This window comes from Flammeovirga pectinis (assembly GCF_003970675.1).
Taxonomy (GTDB): domain Bacteria; phylum Bacteroidota; class Bacteroidia; order Cytophagales; family Flammeovirgaceae; genus Flammeovirga; species Flammeovirga pectinis.
Genome location: NZ_CP034562.1, coordinates 2,072,611 through 2,097,950, shown reverse-complemented (window position 1 = coordinate 2,097,950; position 25,340 = coordinate 2,072,611). Strand labels below are relative to the sequence as shown.

The window sequence follows — 25,340 nt, the reverse complement described above, 5'->3', positions numbered from 1 at the left end:
ATAGAGAAAATAATTTTATACCATATTATAAGATTTAATATACATAAATAACAACACTTGTTTTATTTATAACATCAAGTTAAATAATTGGTTATTTGAGTAAATGGTAAGAAATAGAGGAGTATATTAATATTCTAATCAAATAGAATCTAAAATGAGGTATATAGTTACTGTTTTTCTAATTATTACAGGAACGGTTTTTTGTTCAGCACAATCTGGAATAGATAAAAAGCCGCTTAATGATTTTAGTTTTTCATTATTAAACTCCCTATCAGAAATAGAAAATAATGGTAATATTTTTATATCACCAATAAGTATTTATACTTCTTTAAGTATGGTAACTAATGGTGCTAGTTATGATACCAAAACAGAGTTAATAAATTACTTAGGCTTTGAAAACGATGAACTTGTATTACTCAATTCGTATAATCTTAACTTAAATAAGGAATTGAAATCGAGTAAAGTTACCTCATCTTCTAATAGTTTATGGTACCCAAAAAGCCTTTCTGTTAAAACAATGTTCAAAAAAACATTGGAAGGTAGTTATGCGGCTAGAATAAAAGGAGTTGATTTTAGTAAATCAGAAAAGGTGAAAAACTCAATAAATAATTGGGTTGCTAGTGAGACTAATGATAAAATTACTGATATAATTAGTGATGTATCAAAAGATGACAGAATGATACTTGTAAATACCTTATATTTTAATGGTATTTGGGAACATCAATTTGATGTGAAATCAACTAAAGAAGGAAGTTTTTTTAAAGAGGATGGGAGCGAAGTGGAAACAGCTTTTATTTCTGAAAATAATCAACATTACAGAAGTGTTGCAAATGGAGATGTTTATGCAATAGATATACCTTATAAAGGGAATGACTTTACAATGACGCTTATTATGCCGAATGATAAAGCAGTTAAGTTGAATGACTTTGTGAAAACATTATCTTCTGATAAGCTTCTAGAAATAGAGAGACAAATGGAAATGAAAGGTGTCTACCTATTATTTCCAAAATTAAAAGTTGATTATGAAATTGATGTGATTGAGTCAATTGAAAATCAAGGTCTTAAATCCCCTTTTAATTACACAGCACAATTCGAGAACCTTTTTAAGCAATACGATGAAGATTTACATATCTCTAAAATTGCCCATAAAACGTTCTTAGATGTAAACGAAATTGGTACTGAAGCCGCTGCCGCCACGGCAATTAGTATTAGCAGGAGCTCATTCAACCCTGAAAAAAAAGAATTCTATTTTGATCGTCCCTTTGTACTATTAATTAGAAGCACTGAATCTTCTAATATTATATTCATGGGAATGATTAAGGAACCTAATTATTAATTTGAACAAAGGTTTTCGTATTTCGGATCTAATTTAATTCCTAATGCTTTTACTTTCTGAAATACACCACAAGCTTTATACTTGTCTCCTTGTTGGAAAAGAAGCTTTCCTTGTGTATAAAATAATTCACCTTTAATTGCTGAATAATTATCTTTAAAATCTTTCAACATCGAAAAATCATCTGCTTTGGCTAATGCTATTTCTATTTGAAGTAATGCACTATTCACCTCTCCAATTTCTGCATAAGCAATAGCTTGCTTGTTCATAACAGTAATAAATTCTTGATGGTTTCCGTCTACTTCATCAAAAGATTTAATATAAAGATCATATTGTTTGATTGCATCAATCGTTTTTCCTTGACTATTTAAAATATCTCCCATTAGCAAGAATGCTTTTGGGTCTGCATTTGTGTTTTCTGAATTTAAATTAGAAGCTTGAGTCATATACGTGTTTGCATATGCCATTGCTTCAGTTGTAGAAGATGTACCATCTACGCCTTCAGCAACATTGCCTTTTGTATATAAATCAGCCATTTTTAAATAGGCTTCTTGATTTCCTAATGCAATAGCTTTTTTATAATGAATTTCAGCAGTAGAAGGATTCGCTACAGTTTGGCATTTTCCTTCTTTGTAGATATCTCCAAGTAATAGTTCAGCTTCAGCATTATTTTGTAAACTTGCTTTTTGTAACCAAACAATTGCAGGAGCTTTATCATTTTTAAAATAATACCTACCAAGCATCATTTGTGCCTCAATATCACCTTGGTTGGCACTAAAAGTAGCATATTCTAAATCAGATTTATTAAGATATTGATTAATGTTCATTGTCTTTAAAGTATCTGCAGCAGATTGAATACCATGATTTGCAGCTTTTAAATACCATCTTACAGCTTTTTCATCACTTTTAGGAACACCAACACCTTGCTTGTACATATTACCAAGTAAATACTCAGCAGAATCAGAACCAACAAATGCCGCTTGTCTTCGCCATTTAAAAGCAGAAGAGTCATTTTTTTTAATAAGCGTATCACCTTTTAAATATAAATCTGATAAAGCAAGCATTGCAGGAGTATAATCTTGAAGTGCAGAACGCTGACAAAACTCAACTGCTTTCATCATATCTTGTGTTTCAGACTTTGGTGCTTCATAGTATTTATAAAGCTCATACTGTGCAATAGCGTTGTTATTTGTTATTGCTTGATATTTTATAAATTCAATATCATCATCTTTAATGAATGTTTTTACATCCATTTTTTCAAGTTCTTTTGCAGCTTCACGAATTCCATTATTAGAAGCTTTAACAAAGAATTCAACAGCTTTCTGAGAATCTTTTCTTCCTAAAAGGCCATTTTTATAAAAAAGACCTAGTTCATATTGAGCAGGACCATAGCCGTTTGCAGCAGAATTAGAGAATAGGTTAAAACTTTTCTCTAAATCTTGTTTTACATCTGTCCCTTTTTTATATGCAATACCTAAATCATATTCAGATTTAGCAGAACCATTTTGGGCTAAATATTTCTGATATAAAATATCAGATTCTTTTTTGTTGTAATTTTTAGTATCAAGAGCATCAAGTTGATCTTTAGAATCTTTGTAATTAACATCCCAAGATTTTAGAAAATAGTGTATTGATAAGTTATTGTCTTTTGTAACCTTAGTTCCGTCTTTGTAAAATTTACCAAGTAAATATGCTGACTCTATAGAGCCACCATCAGCAGCAATAGTATATAATTTTATTGCACTGCCGTATTCATTTTTAGCAACCTTTAAACCTGCTAAATGGAAAGATGCTTCTACATGACCTTTTACAGCAGCTTTTTCATAATAATGAGCAGCTTTTTTTAAGTTGACTTTTTCGAGTTCACCTTTTTGATAAATAAGCCCTAATTCATACCAAAGTTCTGGGTTGTCAGTAAACTTTGCTTCTTTTTTTAATTGTTCAACATTTTGAGAAAACGAAGAATTTGAGAAAAGGAATAGAATTAAAAAAAATACTGAAAAATTTATAATATATCTGATCATTATTATTAGATCTCTTTTTCTAGATTTTGTGATGATGTACTATTATAACATCAAAAATGAGTTTTTCTTGTATAGACTTCAAAACTTTTTTAGAATATTTGCTTTTATTTAAAAACATGATAAAAAAAGTAATATTTTTATAACATGACATCTACTCTTCGACGTTTTTTTACTTTCTTTTTTCTTGTAATTCTATATCAACCCAATATTGTTTTTGGACAGGATTCTTTAGGTACTGCTTTTAAAAAAGGACGTGCTTTGTTGCAATTATCTTCATCTACAGATGCTGTTAATTACTACTCTGATTCACATAATCATCCTTTATCTACTGGGTTAACAGGTTTTGATTTAAAAGTTGACAGCCATTTTTTTGTAAAAGATAATTTCAGTGTTGGTGCAAGATTGGAATTAACAAGATCACTGACGGAACAATTATTTCAGAACGAAAGTGAAAGGTTTAAATTAGGACTTGTTTTTAGGAGGTATTTAACAAAAATGTCTAATGGTGGTATTTATCCAGAGGTGACATTATCTTATGGGCGGACATATAATTCCGCAAATATTAATTATCAACAGCTTATTATTAACGAGGAATTTACTGGGAACTTTTTTGGAGGAGGACTTGGTGTAGGCTTTACTTATTTAGTTGGTCAGCATTTTGGAATAGACTTAGGTCTTAACTATAATTTATATTTCGTAGATGGGGAAACAACTGATTTGATTTTGAATGTTTCTGAAGCTACAAATTTTACAGAAGTGAAGGTGTCTTTTAGAGTTGGGATTGTTATTTTATTACACAAGCAAAAACAAAGTAATTAATATGGAAAAGAAATATTTATTACTTGTCTTTCTCTTTTTCTTAATAGCACTTGAGGGGGTTACACAAAATAAAAAAAATAATTTTATTAAGACAGATACTTTGAGTTTATCAAAGTCTACACAAATAATAGGTCTCCCAATTGTTTTTTACACACCAGAAACAAGTTTTGGAGTAGGAGGTGGTGCACAGTTTTTTTACTTGAACAAAGTAAATCGATTTAATTTAAGAAAAAGCTCATTAATGCTTGATGTTATTTATACATCAGAAAAGCAATTAATAATAGACGCTAACCCAAAACTCTTTTTTAATGATGGTGATTATTACCTAGATGCAGCTTTTAAGTTTAAGATTTTTCCAAACTCTTTTTGGGGGATAGGTCCAAACTCAAAACCAGAAAGTCTAGAAAGATACAATATGCAAACGGTAATGATAAGAGGTGATTTTCTTAAGAGATTACCCAAATCGTCGTTAAATTTTGGTGCTCAGTATCGGTTCCAATCTGATAAAATGTTAGAAAAACAAGAAGGGGGGATGTTAGCTTCTGATACAATTCCAGGTAGTGAGAATGTAATTATGAATGGATTAGGTTTTGTTTTTAATTTAGATGATAGAGATAACATTTTTTCACCGAATAAAGGAAATTATTTTCAGATTAATGCTTGGTATGCAAGTAAAGTTCTAGGCAGTACATATTCTTTTAATAAATATGCAATTGATTTAAGAAAGTACTTTCCAGTAAATAGTTACTTAGTGATAGCAGGTAGGGCATATATTGAAAATAGTTTTGGAGTTGTTCCTTTTCAGCATCAGGCTTGGTTAGGTGGTGGAGATAGAATGAGAGGTTATTTTAGAGGGCGGTATATTGATAACCATTTATATACTTTACAAGGAGAAGCACGTTTTAAAATTCATTCAAGATGGCGAGCAAATGTATTTGCAGCCATTGGCCAGGTAGCGCCGTATATAATTGATATCTTTTATGGAGTTAAGCTATCTGGTGGGGCAGGAATACGGTATAAATTATTAAAGAAAAATGATACGCTTTTGAGATTAGATTTCGGGGTAAATAAAGATTTAGATACAGGTATTTATTTTGGCGTGAACGAAGCCTTTTAACGCTGTATCTAAATCTTCTTTTCTTAATTAACTTCTTCTAATTCATTTAATACTGTGTGTGCTACTAGTGCATGAACTTTTTCTTTTTTACTTAAATCAATAGCTTTTAAAGCATATTCTTTAGCTGCTTTATATTCTTTTAATTTGAAAAGTAAACCTGCTTTTGTTTCTAGATTTACAGAGTTTTCGTGCACACTAATAGCAGTATCAATCCAATTATTTGCAGCTCTTAATTTATCTTCATCATTATAATATTGATACACATTAAAAGCCCAGTTTCTATATAAATATCCCTTTATTTCTTTATCTCTGTCAGATAATGTGCTTACACCTTGCTCCATTTTATTGTAAGCAGTAGCATAATCTCTAATGTTTAGATAAAAAGTAGGGTTATAGGCAAAGTTGAGTGTTTCTCCTTGTCTACCTAATTTTTCTTCTAAAAAAGACATCAATTCTTGCCAACCAGCAACATCTCTATTTGTTACAAAAGGACGCATAGAAACTTTTGCAGCACTATTAATAGTAACAATTATTTCTTTTACACCATATTTGTCTTCAATAATACGAGCATGTTTTATAACATATAAAGTAGGTTCTGAATGTAATCCTAGATGGATAGTAGCTTGTTTAAGGGCACTCCAAATATCTTTGTTTTCTATATCTTCATCTGTAATTTCTTTTAAGAATTTATCAAGATGTAAACTATCATTTGTATTTGTAGCGTAACTAGTAGTAATGTAGTGAGCAAGATCTTCTGTTGTAATGTATTTAGAAGATTCAATTTTCTTTTTTAAAGTGAAATACTGATAGTGAGGATCTTCAGCTTGTTTAGATGTTTTTATAAATTCAGCCTCAGACATTTCTCCAACAGTTAAATGTAAAGGTGTTCCATCATTTTGTAAATAGATGTACGCAGGGTAGGTATGTAGTTGTAATTGATCTACAATCTTAATCCCTTTTTTACTTTCAGCATCTATAGAAAGGCTAACGTATTTATCATTGATAAAATTACCAACTTTCTTTAAATCAAGAACTTCTTCTTCCATCCAATTACAATTGGGACACCATGAGGTTCCAATAGAAATAAAAATACCTTTTTGTTCATTTTGAGCAATTTTTTTAGCCTCATCAATTGATATATTCTTGAATTGAACGCCTTGGGCTTGGCAAAAGAATGGTAATAAAAGGAGGAGTGATAATAGTGAGCGCATTATTAAATAATTTATGTTCATTTATACAGAATTAGAACGGGGTTTTTAAACCTTATAATAAATTAAGTAAAATATGAGACAATTGTATTTATTTCTAATACTTTTTACGACTAATGCGTTTTCTTTTTCTCTTATTTGGTGCTAAAGCTAGAATAGTTGCAAAAAGGAAAAGCTGCACAGGGAATATAACCAATTGTGGTTCTGCAAAAATCCATTCTTTATAGGGCATTGCTCTAAAATGTTTCCAATTCCACCAACTTAAGGTATAATAATCGCCAATAAGATAAACAGGAAGGAATAAAAATAGACAAAGAAATAGTACTTGTTTTAAACTCAATCCTTGTTTTCTAATACTTGGTATTGCTTTTACTATGGATCCTAAGGTTACTGTAAAGAACAGAGAGATAAATGAAATCGCATAGTAAATCCATGAGAAATCCATTCTAAATTTATCCCAAAGTACCTTAGTATATTCAATTATCTGATTAATATGTTCTACAGCCAAAATGCTTAACATAGCAAAACTACATGATAATAAAATCATATAAATTAAAGCATTTTGAACAGAAGGAATTTTAAAAATTGATTTAATAAATTTAAGTGGAGAAGTTACTACTTTGTAAGTGCTCCTTTTTAACTTAAATAAGAAGCCATCACTACCTTTAAAAGGAGGAATAGTATACATTTTATTTGCCTTCCTTTCTCCAATTTTTTGAGGATTAACTTCGTGGTAAATGTTACGATCCCCATCTGTAGTCCATACAAATTTTGCTAGAGTAGCACTTGCATAGGAAAAACCTTGATCTATTGCCCCATGAAAAACAGATTCTGGAACTCCTTTTTTCTTACATTCAACAATCATGAAAGGGTCTAAACCATCTTCGTCTGTATATGTAATAATATCAGCTTCTTTCGTAGAAGATCCCATTTTAACAGGAACGCAAACACGAACATACTCGGCGGGATATCCATGATCGTAAATAAGAGATAAATAAGTGGCTAATTGAACTTGTTCTTCAGGGTTATATAATGAACGCGTTTTTATGTGAGGTAAATAGGTTACCTCATCTTTATTCTTACTTACTCGAATAACGCCATCACGTTTTCCTTTAGATAACCACTTCATGATAATTGTTTGGGATATATATTAATGTTAAATATAGTGGTAATAATTTAAAATATAAACATTTTAATCTTCTTATTTTATCTAAAAATGTGTTATTGTTTATTAATTAATCAAATTAATTTTACTTTTATTATATAGTATTACAAAATAATTAATGAATAATTTTCATTATAAAATATAAAATGCGTTGATTATACATGATAATCAACGCATTATATAAAGTAAGAAAAGCTATAACTACCTCATCTTTTCAGAATATTCCTTTACAGTATTAATAAATACTTTTACTTTTTCAGGATCAATATCTGGGTAAACCCCATGACCTAAATTGGCAATGTGTTTGTCTGGTCCAAATTTATCTAACATCGCTTTAGTTGCCTTTTCAATATCAGCAGTAGAGCCATAAAGAGCACAAGGGTCTAAATTACCTTGAAGTACTTTTCCGTTAGCAAACTTTCTAGATTCAGCAATATCCATATTCCAATCTAACCCGATTGTATTACAGTTACTTTTTCCAATATCTTCTCTTGCAAAATAAGCTCCTTTAGCAAAAACTGTTTTCGGAACTTCAGTAATTGCATCACATATTTGATTAATATAAGGCAATGCGAAAATATTAAATTGTTCAGGAGATAAAATACCTGCCCAAGAATCAAATATTTGGATCATATCTGCGCCCGCAGCAATTTGTGCTTTTAAATAAGCAATTGTGCTGTCAGTAATCATCTGTAATAACTTATGAGAGAATTCTGGTTGTGTGTAAAACATTTTCTTTGCTTTCGAGAATGTTTTAGAACCTTGTCCTTCTATCATATAAGAAAAAATAGTGAAAGGAGCACCTGCAAAACCTATTAAAGGCACTCTACCATTTAATTCTTTTTTTGTAATCTTAATTGCTTCCAATACGTAACCTAAGTCTGATTCTACATCAGCAACACGTATTTTTTGAAGATCTTTTTCAGTTTCAACTACATTAGGAAAATAAGGTCCACGTTTCTCTACCATTTCATAAGGTAATCCCATAGCTTCTGGAATTACTAAAATATCTGAGAATATAATAGCAGCATCAACACCAAGTAAATCTACAGGTTGAATTGTTACTTCAGCCGCTAATTCTGGCGTTTGACACAACTCAACAAAACCTGAAACACTGCTTCTTACAGCTCTGTATTCTGGTAAAATACGTCCTGCTTGTCTCATTAACCATACAGGAGTTCTTTCTGTTTTTTCTCCTCTAGCAGTACGTAGAATTAAATCGTTCATAAGTATATATAGATTCTGTTTATTTGATGCGTATTTTTATTTTTCTGATAATCCCAGTTCTTTACCGATATTAATCATAAAAGGCATAGCTTCTTCTAGGGTATTTTTGATTTTACCATCTAAAATAGCTTCTCTAACCTGATCTTTTATTTGCCCAACTTCTTTAGAGGGTTTGATATCAAAAGTCTCCATAATCAATTCTCCTGTAATTACAGGTTGGAAATTTCTTACTTGATCATTTTCTTCAACCGCAATTAGTTTTGATTCTACAAAATCGAAGTTCGATAAATATTTCTTTACCTTGTTTCCATCCTTAGAAGTAATATCAGCTCTACATAATGCCATTAAAGCTTCAATATCGTCTCCAGCTTCAAAAAGTAATCTTCTTATTGCAGAATCTGTAACTTCTTTTTTAACTAAAGCAATAGGACGTAAATGAAGACGTACTAATTTTTGTACAAACTTCATCTTATCATTTAAAGGAAGTTTTAATCTTTTGAAAATTCCAGGAACCATTCTCGCTCCTTTGTCTTCGTGACCATGAAAGGTCCATCCAACTCTCTGATTAAAACGTTTAGTTGCAGGTTTAGCAATGTCGTGTAGAATTGCTGACCATCGTAACCATAAATCATCAGATTTTTCGGCTACATTATCTAAAACCTTTAAAGTATGGTAGAAATTATCTTTATGTCCTTTACCTTCTCTTCGTTCAACTCCATGTAAATTGGCCATCTCAGGAAAGATGAGTTCCAATAAACCAGATGTAAAGAGAAGCTTAAACCCATAAGATGGGAGTGGAGACAAAACAATTTTATTTAGCTCGTCCATAATACGTTCTCCAGAAACAATTTCGATGCGTTTCTTATTTTCAGTAATAGCATCAAAAGTATCAGAATCAATATCAAATGATAATTGAGAAGCAAAACGTATTGCTCTCATCATTCTTAAAGGATCGTCTGAAAAAGTAATATTTGGCTCTAACGGAGTAATTATATTCTTCTTATTAAGATCGTCTACGCCCCCAAAAGGATCAACTAAATCGCCATAGTTTTCTTTGTTTAAAGAAATTGCTAAAGCATTAATAGTGAAATCTCGTCTATTTTGGTCGTCTTCGAGTGTGCCATCTTCTACAATAGGCTTACGAGACTCTCTTCTATAAGATTCTTTTCTTGCACCAACAAACTCTACTTCGTATTCTTCAAATTTAACCATGGCAGTACCAAAGTTTTTGAAAGTATTACAAGGTAGGTTTCCTCCATTTTTTGCAACAGCTTCGGCAAGAAGAATGCCACTTCCAACACATACAATGTCGATGTCTTTTGAAGGTCTTTTAAGAAGTAAATCTCTTACAAATCCACCAACTAAATATGTTTTAAAACCTACTTCTTCGGCACTTCTAGCGACAATGTCGAAGATAGGATTTTGCTCTAATGTATCTTTAAAATTGATTTCGGACACAATATATTATCTAGTAAATTTTAATCTTTTCTGATTCAATTTACAAAAGTACATTTTTTGTTTGTTTTTTGATGTGAATGTGTATCAATTCTCAATCTTTCTTAAAATTCTCTATAATTATTGGCGTTTGATGTAGTTTTTGTACAATTACTCTGAATCGTATGATATAAATGTTTGCATAATCATTTCAAACAAACGATTTTGCAGCTTAAATTTTTTAACGACAGACATTACTCCATTATATATGCGTAAGTGGGAAGACCTATTATCTTTTTCAGCAGTCTTACTATTCTTTATTTTTGTAAATATTCATGCTGATAAGTTATTTTTTAGAATAGATCTTACAGAAGAGAAGAGGTTTAGCATTAATCCAGCTACTGAACGCTTACTTGAGCAACTTCCCTCTGAGGTAACTGTTGATGTTTATTTGGATGGGCCTTTAAATGCAGAATTTGAGCATTTGAAATTAGCTATTCAAGAAACATTAGATGAATTTAAAGTTAGATCGAATGGTAAATTAGAATACCGTTTTGTAGATCCTAACGATTTTTCTGATCTGCGCCAGAAACAACAATTTCAACGTTCTATAATAGAAAAAGGTATTCCGCAAACCACTTTATTTGATGTATCAGCGAATGGAGAACAAACACAACGATTGATATTTCCGGGAGCTTTAATATCTTATAAAGGAAAACAGAAAGGAATATTGCTTTTAAAAGGTAATAAAACAAAGTCAGCACAAGAGCAAATTAATCAATCAATAGAAGGAGTAGAGTACGAATTAGCTAGTGTAATTCAGGATATGGTGCAATCTAAATCAAAAAGGTTAGCCATTGTACAAGGACATGATGAATTATCACCTCAAGAAATTGTAGAGTTTTCTAAAGTTGCTACTAATAAATATTTAGTTTCTTGGGTAGAAGATTTGTCACTTCTTAAAAACTTTGATGCTGTTTTGGTAGCACAACCTAAAACGAAGTTTAGTAACAGAGATAAATACCTTATAGATCAGTATTTAATAGAGGGCGGTAATGCCATGTTTTTAATGGATAAGGTGCAAATGAATGCAGATTCTATCCCTTTAGGAGGAGCCTATGCTTTTGGGTATGATTTAAATATTGATGACCTGCTTTTTAGAATTGGTATCCGTTCTAATATCAATTTAGTACAAGACCAACAAGCAGGTTTATTAGAGCTAGTTACTGGGGATTTTGGCGATAAAGCAAACAAAAAAAAACTACCTTGGCCATATTATATCTATTTGAATACGTTTTCAGAACATCCAATTGTCCGTAATATGGATGTGGTATATGGAAAGTTTGTAAGTTCTCTTGATACCGTGAAGTCGGTTGGAATGAAAAAAATTCCATTAATTTTCACATCAAATTATTCTAGAATTCGAAAGATGCCAAATTTAGTTTCTTTAGATGAAATCAAGGAGGTAAATCAAAAAAAATTGTTTAATAAACCACATTTACCTGTTGCTTATTTATTAGAAGGTAAATTTAAATCTTTATACGCCAATAGATTTCCACCGAAAGGCATAAACCCATCTACACGGATTAAATCATCAACAGAAAAATCTAAAATTATTATTGTAGGCGATGGGGATATTATTAAGAACAGTATTAACCCTTTAAATGGTCAAATAGAGTCTATTGAGTTTGATAGATTTAGAGGTCAATCATTATCTAATTTAGAATTTGTAATGAATTCTTTAGATTATTTAATGGATGATGAAGGGCTAATAATGGCAAGAAATAAAAAAGTTACATTAAGGCCACTTGATTCATTTAAGATAAGAGAAGAAAAATCTCTATGGCAGTGGCTTAATGTCGGTTTACCTGTTTTCTTAACAATATTGTTAGGTAGCTTATTTATTTTTATGCGGAAGAAAAGGTTTGAGAGGTAGGTTAGATTCCCAAGCAATTTTCTTCTTTATAAAAAATTGAAGTTAAAGAAGAATCACATATTGAAGGAGCTAAACCATAAAAATCTATTCTTTTAAAGCCATTGTCAATTAAAAGATTGTAGCCTTCATTGTATTTTTCTCTATCTGAGTTATCCCATATTATCACCCCTTTATTTGAAAGTTTACTTAAAGAGTTTTTACAACATTCTACTCGGTTTCTACCATCAATAATTATTAGATCAAATTGAATTGGTTGATCGTTGATTACTTGAGAATATCCTTTATTCACCTCTTTAAAAATATAGGTTACATTATCTGTAAATTGATCTTTTATTTTCTCATACCAACTTTTATCATGCTCTAAAGAATAGATTTTATTTACTCTTTTTTGAAACCATAAAGTTGAATTTCCACTTCCAAATTCAAAAACATTTAGGTTGGATAAATTTCGAGTTGATAGAAAATGAATACAGCTGTACGTAAACCAAGGAATTGATTCGCCTTCGTTGTTAACAATAGAAAATGATTTTAGACTTTTGGTCCACCCTAAATTATATAGATAACCTTTGTTGATTAAATAGTTTAAATGAAGTAAGTAATTGAAAAACGGAATTTTTTGAAGTAAAGATTGAACTAGTTTCATGTTTTACAAAGAGTAATTTATTTAAAAAATAATAAAGAGCTTTATGATTTGCTTTTTATTGAATATATATAACTGCTAATTTATAACGTATCGATGTTAAATACTCTATTTAGAGTGTAAAAATAAAGCTTAATAAAAAATCTTTTATACCCTTTAATATTAACATAGCGATAGAATTCTTCAAAATAGCAATCTCCAATGTTGGGTTTTTCTGGTATTTTAGAGATGTTCTCAATAGAATTTATTCGTTTTGTCTTATAGGGATTCCAAAATAGTAATCCACTATTTACACCACTACCATCCATTCCAATATTTTTAACAAGTGATTGTGAGCTATTTAAACAAATGCCATCGTTAATTAAAATAGTTGATAACCATTTTATAGCCCATGTACTTATAGTTCCATCAATATTACTTTTTAATTGATCTAGGCCAGTAAACGAACCATTTAGATCCATTTTTTGAAATAAATTTAATTGCTCTAGCTTATGATAGAGGAGGTTTGCACCAATGCTAAATTTATTCCAAGATTCTTTCCAAGTAGCCCATCCCCAACAAGACATGTGAGAGGAGAAGAAAGTAGAATTTTTAAAAGAGTTTTTTTGAAAAGGAGATTTTGGTAAATACCCATTAATATGCATTACTTTAGAATTGTCTTTATAGATTAATAATGCATCATTCATATATTTTAAAAATCCTGTTGACACAATTATATCATCTTCTAAAATTATTGCTGTTCCATGTTTATCAATCACTTTTGTTACGCCTTGAGTTATTGATTTAGCTAAACCTAGATTTTCTTCACTGATTGAAACTGTAGTATTTTCTGTCCAATAGACTTCATCAGTAACGATTTCTACTGTTTTTCTATGTTCAATTTTGTCTATTTCAGAAGCACCTTCTTTTAAACCATCACAAAATAAATACAATGGAGATTGATCAAACAAAGGATTTTTCTTTAATGCCTCTAGAACCTTTCTTGTATGAACTGACCTGTTGTATGAAAAAACAATTATTGGAGCTAAATTCATTATAATTATTAATATTTGGACTGTATTTGATTTAATGTTACTTGTAGGTTTTTTAAATCAATAAAGACATTTGCATCATAAGTATTTTTAGATGTTCCTTCAGTTAATTGATAATAATAATTGATATCAAGTTCTGATGCTAAAGAGAAGTAACAATTATTTTTACTATCCGTGTGATTTCTAAATTCTAAAACAGTGCCACCCTTTTTCATAAATAACATATTAGTTAAGCCTGCACCATGAAGCCCAATAAGAACACTGGTCTCTACTATAATTTGAATTTGCTTTTGTAATGAATAATCTTCAAAATAATGTATTTCAATTTCATTTTTTAAGAGGACTTCTTGTACAGCACTTTCATTTGATATTTTCCTTCTAGGAGCTTTTTCTCTACTTATAAAAACTTTTCTAAAAGGAGCTATTTTTGTATTGAAATTAATAGTAAATAAATCTCTTACTTTTTCTATAATTACCTTATTATAGTTTCCTGTATGAGCAGTATGACTTGTTATTAGTAAATCTTCAACATTATTATTAATAGTAGAGTCATAAAAAATAGCTTTTTGATTTATAATTGATAATGACTCTTCCACAAAGGTAAATTTAGCTAAAGAGTTTGGTAATAAAATTGGGTAACTATCATCAACTTCATTAGCCATAATTAATCTAGGAATTACATCTGTAAACCAATGGAAGTAACCATAACTCCAATTGTCTATGCACCAAACTCCTTTTTTAATTACATTAGTTTTCTTTAAAAAGAAGAAGTTTTTTAAAACCCTTTTTTTAAAAGATATTTTATTTATTTGACAGTAAGACTGATTTTTCTTAAATGAGTTATTCGATACTATAAGATCCAAAAATATATTTGTGTTTTTCTCGAAAAGTAAATGTGAAGGTTTGATCAATGCAGTTTTTGCATTTTCGAATAATGATTTATCAGACTCTTTTAAGTTTTTTGCATCTGTTCTAATGCTATTATATTCTTTATATCTAATAATCACAGTATATATTTTTTTATAAAGTGTACTAAGAAAAATGATCTGAATTGAATTCTACCTACCTCACGTGTATCTTTAAATAAGAAATTTATTAGAAAATTGATAAAACATAAAGTAAAAACAGAAGCGATTGCAGCACCATTTGCACCATATTTCGGTATTAATAGTGCGTTCATTCCAACATTGATAAAGATAGAAGCAAAACTCGTAATCGTAATAATCTTTTTCTTGTTTAATAGTATCAGGTAATTACCTTTCATCCCTCCATTGTATAAGAATATCATTCCAACAATTAGAATTTTGAGATTATTTGCGGCTCCAGAATAGGATGGACCATATAATAAATCAATTACAAAATCACTTAGAAATATTGTTGCAATAACTCCTAAATATGATAAGCCTGATAATAATGAACAAATCCTTTCATACGACTTGTTTAAATCTTTTATGCTTTTATTATATTGTTTAGTGAGTTCTGGGAAAAGTGAACTCGACATTATTGTATAAATTGCAATAGCAATATCATTAAGTTTTACAGCTCTAGTATAAACTCCAACGGCAGTTTCATCTATCATCCTATCAATCATTATCTGATCTATTTTGCTATAAATAATAAATGCCAAACTTGATAATAAAAGAGGAAAGAATGAAGTCCAATAATCTTTAAAAACAGTACTCGAAAATTTGAATTTTATAAAGCTATACTTCTTGATAAAGATAATGGAGAGAAGAAGAAAACCAATGATAAAATCAACCAAATAAGTGGCTACAAAATACTCTAAAGATAAATTTTCAGTAATACAGATCACCTTAAGTATTGAGGATATAATAAATCCACATCCTTTGGCTATAACAGTATATTTAGAGAGTAAGTCTGCCTGAAGCTTAAAAGTGAAAATGTCAAATACTTGAACTAGAATACTTGAGGATATCATCCATCCTACAATAATTCTTTCTTGTGACCCATCAGCAAGATATTGCAAAATTAATCCACTAGTTAAAAATGAGATCAAAGCAGCAGATGCTCTCATTGTAAATAGGACAGATAAATTAGTATTAGTCGTTTCTCTATCACTATTAACAAAATTCCTAATAGCTAAACGATCTAAACCAAAACTAGAAAAGATTAGAAATAACGAAGAAACAGAAATTGAGATGTCCCAAATACCCATCTTGGATGGTCCAAGGTATCTACTTACCCAAGCGTTGATTAGTAATCCACCAACCATCCTAATAATTCGGTCTAATACTAACCAATTGATATTTTTTAGAATAGACTTAACACCGTCTTTTTTATACCAATTAATGAATGTTTCTTTTATACCCACTTTTACCTTTTATCAATAAAATAAATTCAAACAAAGTTACTAAATCACCTCACATAAAAATTCATTTTGATTGAAATTTTATCATAATACTATTCTTGTTTTGAATATTGATCTTTATAAAAGTTAATTCAAAAATAAATGAACTTATTTTTAATCTGTATTTATCGTTTATTTGTCTTAATCTTTAAAAGATTCGGATTTGTAACCATATTTGTGGAACCTTAATACAAATTAATTTAATTATTAATGAAAATTACTCATATAAGTACATACCCTTACGGAGGGGCAGGGAAAGCTGCTTATAGATTACATTTAGGATTATTAAATCAGGGTGTGCAATCTAAAATACTTACTAGAGAAGAAACTTTAAATCAAACTGAAGTTTATGCTTATAACTCTTCAAAGTGGTTTAGAAGATTGTCATCATTGGTGAAACTGATAAAATTATTTCCTCGTTATATCAAGGAAAATAAATATTGTGAAGGATTTTCTTCACCATTTTCATATTATAAAATTCACGAGCATTCTCTTGTTAAAGAAGCTGATATAATAGTATTACATTGGACGACAAACTTTTTGGATTACCCATCATTTTTTAAAAATATAAATAAACCTGTGATAATATATCTTCATGATATGGCACACTTTCTTGGAGGGTTTCATTATTTAAATGATCTTAATAGGTTTAAAGAATATTCCTCTCTAGAAACATATTTTAAAAAAATTAAGAAAGAAGTATACCAAGGTAAAAATATTGAAGTGTCTGCTCCTTCACAATGGGTATTAGATCATTCGTTAGAAAGTGAATTATTAGCTAGTTTTAAACATCATAGATTTTATAATTGCTTAGATGAGAATGAATTTATTATACATGATCAAGAAAAAGCAAAATCATTTTTTAAATTAAATAAAGATGAAAAAGTAATTTTATTTATTAGTGAAAGAGTCTCAAATTATAGAAAAGGAGCTGATATTTTAATTGATGCATTGAAAAAAGTTGACCTTAAGAATATTCAGTTACTAATTGTAGGAAACTATGATAAAAACCTTTTTGATTCACAAAATATAAAAGTTGCAGGGTTATTAACATCAGAGGAAGAGATGGCTTTAGCCTACAATGCTTCAGATTTATTTATTTTACCTACTCGTGAAGATGTATTGACTAATGTAATGCTTGAGAGTTTATATTGCGGTACACCTGTTATGTCCTTTTCAAATGGAGGTATGAGAGAAGTCATAAATCAATCAAATGGAATTCTTTTAAATGAAACAAATTCGGATTGTTTAGCTGAAGGTATTCAGAATTGGATAGAAGAAGACAAAACTTATGATAGAGAATTAATTCGAAAAAATGCAGTTGAAAAATTTAATATTAACGACGCAGGTTTTAATTTTAAAAAAATAATTGAACAAATAATTGATGAACAAATTTAACTTTCAAAAATATAGCTGGGTATTTGTAATACCAGTATTTTTTATCTTTAGTGTAATTTATTTTAATCCTTCATTTTTTGAAGGAAAGTCTTTACGTCAGAGTGATTTAGTTCATTTTGAGGGTATGTCTCATACTTCTCAATTAGAAGCAAAAGAAACTGGAGAATCACCTTTATGGAATACTGCAATGTTTTCAGGAATGCCTGAACTTCTTTTTTCAAGTTTAAAAGGAGATCCAACACACGTATTATTTGCTGGGTCGATGTTAGGACTTCAAAGTACATATGAGAATGCAATGACTGTTTTCTTATTAATGTCATGTTTATGGATTGCTTTAATGTGTTTTAGAGTAAACCCTTGGGTAGGGATGTTTATTTCTGTGGCATTTGCAATGAATACCTTCTACATAACATCATTGGAAGCTGGACATATGACAAAGTTATGGGCTATAGGATACGGTGCTATGGTGATTGGAGGTATGCGATTACTTTTTGATAAAAAATGGTTACTTGGAGTCGCATTACTTGCAACAAGTGTAACATTAGAAGTTAGAGCTACTCACTATCAAATTACTTATTATTTAATCTTTGTGTGTTTAATATATGGCCTTTCAGAGCTTTATTTCTTTTATAAAAAAGGTGAACTTAATATTTTTCTAACTAGAGTTATTCCTTTAGGTATTTTAGCTGCAGGATTGGGAGCTTCAACTCAATTATGGAAAGTATGGACCACAAAAGAATATTCTGAATATTCAATTAGAGGTAAGAAAGAATTAACACCTCTTCAAGGTCAAGAATCGAATCACACAGAAGAGGGTTTAGATAAAGATTATGCCTTTAGTTGGAGTGAAGGGAAAATGGAAACTTTGACATTAATTGCTCCTAATTTTTATGGAGGAAGTAGTCAAGAAAATATTTCTAAAGATGGACCAATGGCTGCTCAATTAGAAAAGGCAGCAGGTAAACAACAAGCTAAATCAATAATTAATAACCCGAACTTTAAATTACCTCTTTATTTTGGTGATCAACCATTTACTGGAGGTCCTATCTATCAAGGTGCAATTCTATCATTCTTATTTATTTTAGCCTTATTTATTTTAGATAAGAGAGAACGGAATTGGCTAATAGGAGGAGTTTTAATTACAGCTATGTTTGCTTGGGGTAAACATCTTCAATGGTTTAATTATTCATTATTTGATATCCTTCCAGGGATGAATAAATTTAGAACTCCTGCAATGTCATTAGGTGTTACTTGTGTAGTAATGGCTATGGGCGCTGCGTTAGGTTTTGATAAAATTATTAAAGATGGTTGGAATGAAAAAACACAAAAAGCAGCTTTAAATGCAGCAGGAGTAACTGTTGGTTTATTAGCGTTAATGTGGGTAGGAGCTGGATTTATGGATGTTAGTGGACCTCGTGATGCACAGATATTCCAACAAATGTTTGGTATAAATGACCCTAATATAATTCGTCAGTTTACAAATGCATTAGATGCTGAAAGAGTAGATATGATGAGAGGTGATGTAGGAAGATCTATTTTGTTTGTTCTTGTAGCAATCGCAGTACTTTTTGCTTATTCTAAGAAGAAATTATCTATGACATTAACCGTTATAATAGTTGGGTTTTTGACATTGGGAGATGTTTGGGGTGTAGCAAAAAGATATATAAATGATGCTTCTTTCCAAAAAACGAATAATAAAGAAGTACATACTCCGACAGCTGCAGATCTAGCAATCCTTAGAGATAATGATCCTAATTACCGTGTGTTAAATTTAACTGCGAATGTCTTTAATGAGGCAAATACATCTTACTTCCATAAATCAATTGGTGGTTATTTTGCCGCTAAATTAAGACGTTATCAAGATTTGATAGAACGAGAGTTACCAAGAGAAATGCAAACTTTAGGAGAGGCAATTCAGAAAGGTGATACTTTGGCCATAAAAGCAACACCCGCTTTAAATATGCTGAATATGAAATATACAATTTTAGGTGCTGATGCAAATGCTGTTTATCAAAATCCAAATGCTTTAGGGCATGCGTGGTTTGTGGATAAAGTAGTAAAAGTATCATCTCCAGATGAAGAAATTGAAGCTTTGCCATCAATAGATCCAAGTATTCAAGCAATTGTAGATACAAACAAATTTCCAAATGCTGATATTTCATCTTCTAAATCAAACGGTGATAAAATTGAGCTGGTAGATTTTCATCAAAGAAGAATAAAATATAATTCACAATCTGTAAAAGGTGGTTTTGGTGTATTTTCAGAAGTATATTATCCCGCAGGTTGGATTGCAAAAATCGATGGTGAACCAGTTGATATTATTTGTGCTAACTATGTATTAAGAGGATTACATATTCCAGCAGGTACTCATGAAATTACTTTTGATTTTGATCCAGACTCTTACGTTATTGGTGGTACTATATCCATCATATCGGGTTATTTAACTTTATTATTGTTAGTAGTAGCAATTGGCTTTACAGCATATAATTTAAAGAAAGAGAATAATTAAAAGTAACAACTGATTTTTAAAAAGACACTCATTATATTAAAGTAATGGGTGTCTTTTTATTTTTCTAAATCAGAATAAACTCTTTTTAAAGCTAAGGTTGATAAAGAGGTTTAAGAGAGTTTTTATTATTTCAGTAGTTTTGTAATTGATTATTCTCATTAGAATTCATATTAAGATATATTATTTGTGATGCAACTAAAAGTAGCGGTAATAGGTGGAGGAGCAGCAGGTTATTTTGCGGCAATAAAAGCAGCAGAAAATAAAGCTGAAGTTCACCTTTTAGAAAAGACTTCTAAGGTTCTAGGTAAAGTAAAAATTTCTGGAGGTGGTAGGTGTAATGTAACTAATGCAACCTTTAACCCGGTACAGCTATCAAAAAATTACCCAAGAGGAGAAAAGTTCCTAAAGAAAGCATTTAATGTATTCAATGCAGAACATACCGTAAAATGGTTTGAAGATAGAGGAGTTAAGATTAAAGAAGAGCCAGATAAGAGAATGTTTCCGGAGTCTAATGATTCCCAAACAATAATAGATTGTTTGCAAAAAGAAGCCTTTAAATGCCATGTTAACTTACGTTTAAGTAGTACAGTTACAGGTTTAACTTCTAAGGAAGGAAATAAAATTGGTTTAGTAATTAATGGAATTGAAGAGGTTTTTGATCGTGTAATTGTCTGTACTGGCGGACAACCAAAAATTGAAGGTTTAAATTGGTTATCAGATTTAGGACATACAATAGAAAGACCTGTTCCTTCATTGTTTACCTTTAAAATTCAAGATAAAAAATTAGCATCATTAATGGGGTTGTCAGTTCCAGATGCAAAAATAAGAGTTATAGGAGAGAAAAAATTACAAGAAACAGGGCCACTTTTAGTAACTCATTGGGGAGTTAGCGGACCTGTAGTATTAAGAACTTCAGCATGGGGAGCAAGAGCCCTTTCAGATAAAAACTATCATTTTTCTATTTTAATATCTTGGTTTAATAAATATTCGGATCAAGATTTAAGAGTTTTTATTCAAGAGCAGAAGGAAAAATTAAGAAAGAAACAAATTAAGAATAATAACCCCTTTACATTACCACAAAGACTTTGGGATTATTGTTTGGATAAGATTGGTATTCCCGAATCAAAGATGTGGTTAGATCTTAGTAAAAAAGAACTCAATAAATTAGTTGAAATGCTTTTGTCTGATGAATATGAAGTAAAAGGAACTACTAAATTTAAAGAGGAATTTGTTACTTGTGGAGGTGTGAGTCTAACTGATATCGATGTAAAAACTATGCAAAGTAAACATATTAATAATTTATATTTTGCAGGAGAATTGATGGATATTGATGGTATAACAGGTGGTTTTAACTTTCAAGCAGCATGGACAACGGGATTTATTTCAGGTTGCTCAGCTTCCGTACTCTTAGAATAGTGCAATTTTATAATGATTTATATCTTAAGTTTATAAATAATAAAGGTGTTCAAAATTTAACAGAATATATAGATTGTTAAATTTTGAACACCTTGTTTTTTACTTAAACATCAATATTAATGAAGTGTGTGAATGATTTTTAATTATCCCCATAACAATAAACAACTTTTGGAAAAATGGATTCTTTTGATAGAACTTTGAAATGTACCTAAAGGGGTATAACTAAAAAGTACAAACAATCAATATGAATCAATTTTTATTATCCTTATCTATAATACTATCTTCTATTACTTATTCATTTGCAGGTGAAATAACTGTAAAAGGACAAGTTGTAGATAATTATGGAGATGCTTTACCCGGAGTAGTTATTTACGAAGCTGGTAATACTAGTCATGGTACATCAACAAACTTTGAAGGTTATTTTTCTTTTAAAATTGAAGAAGGAAAAACGCTAATTGCTCGTGCAGTTGGTTTTAAAGAACAAACTTTTATAGCCACAAATGATACTGAATTAAAAATATCTTTACAAGAAGATGCTACAGAGCTCGAAGCGATTGAAATTGTAGGATCACGTAGTCAAAATAGAACTGTTACTGAAACTCCAGTAGCTATTGATGTAATTAACTTAGCAGATGTAACTGCAGCAACTGGGCAGTTAGACATGAATCAATTGTTACAATACGTAGCCCCATCTTTTAACGCTAACAGACAAACGGGTGCAGATGGTGCAGATCATGTAGATCCAGCAACTTTAAGAGGTTTAGGGCCAGATCAGACATTAGTTTTAATTAATGGAAAAAGAAGACACCAATCTTCACTTGTTAATATTTACGGAACTAGAGGAAGGGGAAATACGGGTACAGATTTAAATGCTATTCCAATGGCCGCAATTGAACGAATTGAAATCTTAAGAGATGGAGCTTCTGCACAATATGGGTCTGATGCTATTGCAGGAGTTATTAATATTGTTACCAAGAAAAATGATGATGGTATTAGTGTTAATATGGGTACCGGAATTACTTCTGAAGGAGATGGAGCAACTGCAAATGTAGATGTAAACTATGGAGCAAAACTGGGTGATAATGGTGGCTTTCTTAATTTGACAGGGCAATATCAACATAGAGGTAGAACAAATAGAGCTCCAGCAGAAGGAGAAGAAACATTTAGAACAGAAGTTGGTGATGCATTAGCGGATAGTTATGGAGCATTTTTAAATGCAGGAGTACCATTGTCAGAAAATACAGAAATTTATGCTTTTGGTGGTTATAACTTTAGACATGGTGAATCTTATGCTTGGACTAGATTTGCAGATGATGACAGGAATGTACCTGAAATTTATCCAAATGGATATAACCCAAATATTATTTCTGATATCACAGATTATTCTGTAAGCACTGGTATAAAATCTATGTACAAAGGTTGGAAACTTGACTTAAACAATACTTATGGTTATAACGGTTTTGATTACTCGGTTAATAACACTGTGAATGTATCAATGGGGGCTAGTTCTCCAACAAGTTTTTATGCAGGTCGTCATTATTTATCTCAAAATGTAACGGGGTTAAATGCATCTAAATATTATGATGGCATTCTAGAAGGTTTTAATGTAGCAGTTGGTACTGAATTTAGAATTGATCAGTATGGAATTGGAGCTGGTGAAGAAGCATCTTACAAAAACTATTCTGATGGTAGTTTAGATGGTGGAGCTCAAGGTTTTCCTGGTTTTATGCCAGAAAATGAGGTGAATGTAAATAGAACAAATGCTGCTGTATATTTAGACGTAGAAGCTGATATAACTAAAAAATGGATGATGGCTGTTGCTGTTAGATATGAAAATTATAGTGATTTTGGAAGTACATTAAACGGTAAAATTGCATCGAGATATGAAGTGTCTAAAGCACTTGCTTTTAGAGGTTCTGTAAGTACTGGCTTTAGAGCACCTTCTTTAGCTCAAATTCATTATAATACAAAGTTTACAGATTTTGCAGGAGGTGTAGGTATTGATAAAGTAATTGCTCCAAATGATAGTGAATTAGCAAAAACTTTAGGTATTCCAGAATTAACACAAGAAAAGGCATTCAATGCAAGTTTAGGTTTTACATTAAACCCTGTTGATGGTTTATCTTTAACGGTAGATGGTTATTATGTTGCTATAGATGATCGTATTGTATTAACGGGAGCATTTACAGAAGATGATCCAGATGTAGGCGATGAACTTAAAGCAATGGGAGTAGGTGCTGCCCAGTTTTTTACAAATGCAATTGATACAAAAACTATGGGAATAGATGTAGTTGTAGCCTATACACATCATATTGATTTACATACTATAACAACATCTTTAGCAGGTAATTTTAATCACATGGAACTTGGAGAAATTCATACAAGTGATAAACTAAAAGGAAAAGAGGATATTTATTTTGGAGAGCGAGAACAAATGTTTTTATTAGCATCTGCTCCTAAAAGTAAATTTAATTTCTCAGTAAATCATTCCTATAAAAAACTATCAACAATGGTTAGACTGAATAGATTTTCTGAGGTTGAATTAATGAACTGGGATGAAGAAATTGATTATTATTCCGCAAAAATCACTACTGATATTGCAGTAACATATGGGTTTACAAAAAATATTAATTGGACTCTTGGAGGTAATAATATTTTTAACATTTATCCGTCTAAACAAGATCCTTTAGCAACGGAATCTGGTGGGTATTACGATGCAGTTCAAATGGGTTTTAATGGAGCCTATTTCTATACAAAACTTGGTTTTAATTTCTAATAAAAAACCTCCTCAAGTTATTCTAAATTTGAGGAGGTTTCTTTTTATTTCTCTATAGTGAAATACAATAATTTATCTTGAAAATCTGTATTATTCCCTTTGTTAGTAGTTAACCAAGATTGAAATTCTTCTGGACTAATAGTTTTTATTCCACCTTGTCCGGTTTCTAAAATTGGTTTAGTAAATGGGGTAGGACTATAAATCACATACAGCCTATTAAATAATTTATCTTTGCCCATGGTAGAAAGTTGTAGTTCATCAATTTGTCTACTTGATAGGTTTTCGAAATCAGAAGCTTTTTGTGGGTCAAAAAGGATGTATTCTTTATCACTCTCAATTTTTAAAGCATCACCTTGCTCACCTTTTAATGAGGAGTAAGGAAATAACCTGTAAACAATACCCTCTTCTCTCATAAAAACACTCACATACCCATCTTTGGGAGATTTGAAAGAAACATAAAGACTTTGTCCCTCTTTAAACTCATTTGTTTCACAATCACTTGATTGATTACAACTAAGTGTTGCCGATTCAATTTTTATATTAGGAGTAGTAATCTCTCTACCTTTTCCACTAACGGCACATTTTAGGTAAACAGTTTGCTCTCCATCAATAGTTTCTATAAACCATTCATAAGAAAGGTTAGTTGTTTTTATCCACTCACCTTTAACAGTAGAAGTATTTAAAGACATTAAATCTGTTGATGAATTGTTGACTTGTAAATCTGTACTAGATGAAAGGTTTGTGCCAAATTGATCTGCCAATGCTTGTATTTGAGCCTTCCTTAATAGTTGTTCTTTAAAAGTGCCTACGGTATAACTGTCTAGTAAAGGCTCTGTTATTGCTGCACTAACTTTCTTAGTTTTCTGTGCAAAAACTACTGATGGAGTAACGATTAAGAAAAATAAGAGTATATTTTTATACATGTTGTTTAAGACTATT

Annotated in this window: 18 protein-coding genes; 8 read left to right on the top strand and 10 right to left on the bottom strand. The window is 30.5% G+C overall.

Translation table 11 applies throughout. From position 1 onward, the window contains the following. Nucleotides 1–154 precede the first annotated feature (154 nt). Nucleotides 155–1,336 carry a serpin family protein gene (locus EI427_RS08350; RefSeq protein WP_126613556.1) on the top strand — a complete coding sequence of 394 codons (1,182 nt, stop codon included), beginning with the start codon at nt 155–157 and terminating at the stop codon, nt 1,334–1,336. Here EI427_RS08350 and EI427_RS08345 read toward each other — a convergent pair. Then, the gene (locus tag EI427_RS08345; RefSeq protein WP_126613554.1) at nt 1,333–3,357 is read right to left on the bottom strand and encodes an SEL1-like repeat protein; all 2,025 of its coding nucleotides are present in this window, start codon (nt 3,355–3,357) and stop codon (nt 1,333–1,335) included. The two genes, EI427_RS08350 and EI427_RS08345, sit on opposite strands and share 4 nt — an antisense overlap. A 144-nt stretch (nt 3,358–3,501) precedes the next feature. Here EI427_RS08345 and EI427_RS08340 point away from each other — a divergent pair, with 144 nt between their 5' ends. Together EI427_RS08340 and EI427_RS08335 are read left to right on the top strand one after the other, a co-directional pair. Then, nucleotides 3,502–4,176, top strand: a complete 675-nt coding sequence (locus tag EI427_RS08340; protein ID WP_126613552.1) for a DUF3575 domain-containing protein — start codon at nt 3,502–3,504, stop codon at nt 4,174–4,176. A gap of 1 nt (nt 4,177) precedes the next feature. Further along, nucleotides 4,178–5,293, top strand: a complete 1,116-nt coding sequence (locus tag EI427_RS08335; protein ID WP_126613550.1) for a BamA/TamA family outer membrane protein — start codon at nt 4,178–4,180, stop codon at nt 5,291–5,293. A 23-nt stretch (nt 5,294–5,316) separates the two neighbouring features. On the opposite strand, the gene EI427_RS08330 is transcribed toward EI427_RS08335, so the two are convergent. The 4 genes from EI427_RS08330 to EI427_RS08315 all read right to left on the bottom strand — a co-directional run bounded on the left by EI427_RS08330 (nt 5,317) and on the right by EI427_RS08315 (nt 10,342). Continuing rightward, complete coding sequence (locus tag EI427_RS08330; RefSeq protein WP_170178423.1) at nt 5,317–6,504, bottom strand: thioredoxin family protein; 1,188 nt, start codon at nt 6,502–6,504, stop codon at nt 5,317–5,319. 94 nt (nt 6,505–6,598) lie between these two features. Continuing rightward, nucleotides 6,599–7,630 (bottom strand): type I restriction enzyme HsdR N-terminal domain-containing protein, encoded by a 1,032-nt coding sequence (locus EI427_RS08325; protein WP_126613547.1) that lies wholly within the window; start codon nt 7,628–7,630, stop codon nt 6,599–6,601. A gap of 237 nt (nt 7,631–7,867) precedes the next feature. Then, nucleotides 7,868–8,893 (bottom strand): uroporphyrinogen decarboxylase, encoded by a 1,026-nt coding sequence (gene hemE, locus EI427_RS08320; RefSeq protein WP_126613545.1) that lies wholly within the window; start codon nt 8,891–8,893, stop codon nt 7,868–7,870. Nucleotides 8,894–8,929: 36 nt separating this feature from the next. Further along, nucleotides 8,930–10,342 carry a CCA tRNA nucleotidyltransferase gene (locus EI427_RS08315; RefSeq protein WP_126618365.1) on the bottom strand — a complete coding sequence of 471 codons (1,413 nt, stop codon included), beginning with the start codon at nt 10,340–10,342 and terminating at the stop codon, nt 8,930–8,932. 253 nt (nt 10,343–10,595) lie between these two features. Here EI427_RS08315 and gldG point away from each other — a divergent pair, with 253 nt between their 5' ends. Further along, nucleotides 10,596–12,263 (top strand): gliding motility-associated ABC transporter substrate-binding protein GldG, encoded by a 1,668-nt coding sequence (gldG, locus tag EI427_RS08310; protein ID WP_126613543.1) that lies wholly within the window; start codon nt 10,596–10,598, stop codon nt 12,261–12,263. A gap of 1 nt (nt 12,264) precedes the next feature. Here the strand turns inward: gldG and EI427_RS08305 are convergent, their stop codons facing one another. The 4 genes from EI427_RS08305 to EI427_RS08290 all read right to left on the bottom strand — a co-directional run bounded on the left by EI427_RS08305 (nt 12,265) and on the right by EI427_RS08290 (nt 16,266). Next, a complete protein-coding gene (locus EI427_RS08305) occupies nt 12,265–12,906 on the bottom strand; it encodes a class I SAM-dependent methyltransferase (RefSeq protein WP_126613541.1) in 642 nt (213 codons plus the stop codon). An 80-nt stretch (nt 12,907–12,986) separates the two neighbouring features. Next, the gene (locus tag EI427_RS08300; protein WP_126613539.1) at nt 12,987–13,937 is read right to left on the bottom strand and encodes a glycosyltransferase family protein; all 951 of its coding nucleotides are present in this window, start codon (nt 13,935–13,937) and stop codon (nt 12,987–12,989) included. 8 nt (nt 13,938–13,945) lie between these two features. Continuing rightward, nucleotides 13,946–14,941 (bottom strand): glycosyltransferase family 61 protein, encoded by a 996-nt coding sequence (locus EI427_RS08295; protein WP_126613537.1) that lies wholly within the window; start codon nt 14,939–14,941, stop codon nt 13,946–13,948. Then, nucleotides 14,938–16,266 carry a flippase gene (locus EI427_RS08290; RefSeq protein WP_126613535.1) on the bottom strand — a complete coding sequence of 443 codons (1,329 nt, stop codon included), beginning with the start codon at nt 16,264–16,266 and terminating at the stop codon, nt 14,938–14,940. Before EI427_RS08290 ends, EI427_RS08295 begins: the two co-directional genes overlap by 4 nt. Before the next feature lie 246 nt (nt 16,267–16,512). Between EI427_RS08290 and EI427_RS08285 the strand changes: the two genes are divergently transcribed. From EI427_RS08285 to EI427_RS08270, 4 genes are all read left to right on the top strand, one after another. Next, entirely contained in the window at nt 16,513–17,700 is a 1,188-nt protein-coding gene (locus tag EI427_RS08285) for a glycosyltransferase (RefSeq protein ID WP_126613533.1), read from the top strand. Beyond that, nucleotides 17,687–20,209, top strand: coding sequence for a glycosyltransferase family protein (locus EI427_RS08280; RefSeq protein ID WP_126613531.1), 2,523 nt, complete (start codon nt 17,687–17,689; stop codon nt 20,207–20,209). The genes EI427_RS08285 and EI427_RS08280 overlap by 14 nt, the downstream gene beginning before the upstream one ends. A gap of 189 nt (nt 20,210–20,398) precedes the next feature. After that, the gene (locus EI427_RS08275) at nt 20,399–21,625 is read left to right on the top strand and encodes a BaiN/RdsA family NAD(P)/FAD-dependent oxidoreductase (protein ID WP_126613529.1); all 1,227 of its coding nucleotides are present in this window, start codon (nt 20,399–20,401) and stop codon (nt 21,623–21,625) included. Nucleotides 21,626–21,869: 244 nt separating this feature from the next. Then, on the top strand, nt 21,870–24,401 hold the full coding sequence (locus EI427_RS08270; RefSeq protein WP_126613527.1) for a TonB-dependent receptor: 2,532 nt from the start codon (nt 21,870–21,872) through the stop codon (nt 24,399–24,401). Between the two features lie 44 nt (nt 24,402–24,445). Here the strand turns inward: EI427_RS08270 and EI427_RS08265 are convergent, their stop codons facing one another. Next, entirely contained in the window at nt 24,446–25,324 is an 879-nt protein-coding gene (locus EI427_RS08265; protein ID WP_126613525.1) for a hypothetical protein, read from the bottom strand. Nucleotides 25,325–25,340: the final 16 nt, after the last annotated feature.

Bases quoted from the DNA above. Each gene is read 5' to 3' on its own strand.
- EI427_RS08350 (WP_126613556.1), top strand. From the start codon at position 155: ATGAGGTATATAGTTACTGTTTTTCTAATTATTACAGGAACGGTTTTT.
- EI427_RS08345 (WP_126613554.1), bottom strand. From the start codon at position 3,357: ATGATCAGATATATTATAAATTTTTCAGTATTTTTTTTAATTCTATTC.
- EI427_RS08340 (WP_126613552.1), top strand. From the start codon at position 3,502: ATGACATCTACTCTTCGACGTTTTTTTACTTTCTTTTTTCTTGTAATT.
- EI427_RS08335 (WP_126613550.1), top strand. From the start codon at position 4,178: ATGGAAAAGAAATATTTATTACTTGTCTTTCTCTTTTTCTTAATAGCA.
- EI427_RS08330 (WP_170178423.1), bottom strand. From the start codon at position 6,504: ATGCGCTCACTATTATCACTCCTCCTTTTATTACCATTCTTTTGCCAA.
- EI427_RS08325 (WP_126613547.1), bottom strand. From the start codon at position 7,630: ATGAAGTGGTTATCTAAAGGAAAACGTGATGGCGTTATTCGAGTAAGT.
- hemE (WP_126613545.1), bottom strand. From the start codon at position 8,893: ATGAACGATTTAATTCTACGTACTGCTAGAGGAGAAAAAACAGAAAGA.
- gldG (WP_126613543.1), top strand. From the start codon at position 10,596: ATGCGTAAGTGGGAAGACCTATTATCTTTTTCAGCAGTCTTACTATTC.
- EI427_RS08305 (WP_126613541.1), bottom strand. From the start codon at position 12,906: ATGAAACTAGTTCAATCTTTACTTCAAAAAATTCCGTTTTTCAATTAC.
- EI427_RS08300 (WP_126613539.1), bottom strand. From the start codon at position 13,937: ATGAATTTAGCTCCAATAATTGTTTTTTCATACAACAGGTCAGTTCAT.
- EI427_RS08285 (WP_126613533.1), top strand. From the start codon at position 16,513: ATGAAAATTACTCATATAAGTACATACCCTTACGGAGGGGCAGGGAAA.
- EI427_RS08280 (WP_126613531.1), top strand. From the start codon at position 17,687: ATGAACAAATTTAACTTTCAAAAATATAGCTGGGTATTTGTAATACCA.
- EI427_RS08275 (WP_126613529.1), top strand. From the start codon at position 20,399: ATGCAACTAAAAGTAGCGGTAATAGGTGGAGGAGCAGCAGGTTATTTT.
- EI427_RS08270 (WP_126613527.1), top strand. From the start codon at position 21,870: ATGAATCAATTTTTATTATCCTTATCTATAATACTATCTTCTATTACT.
- EI427_RS08265 (WP_126613525.1), bottom strand. From the start codon at position 25,324: ATGTATAAAAATATACTCTTATTTTTCTTAATCGTTACTCCATCAGTA.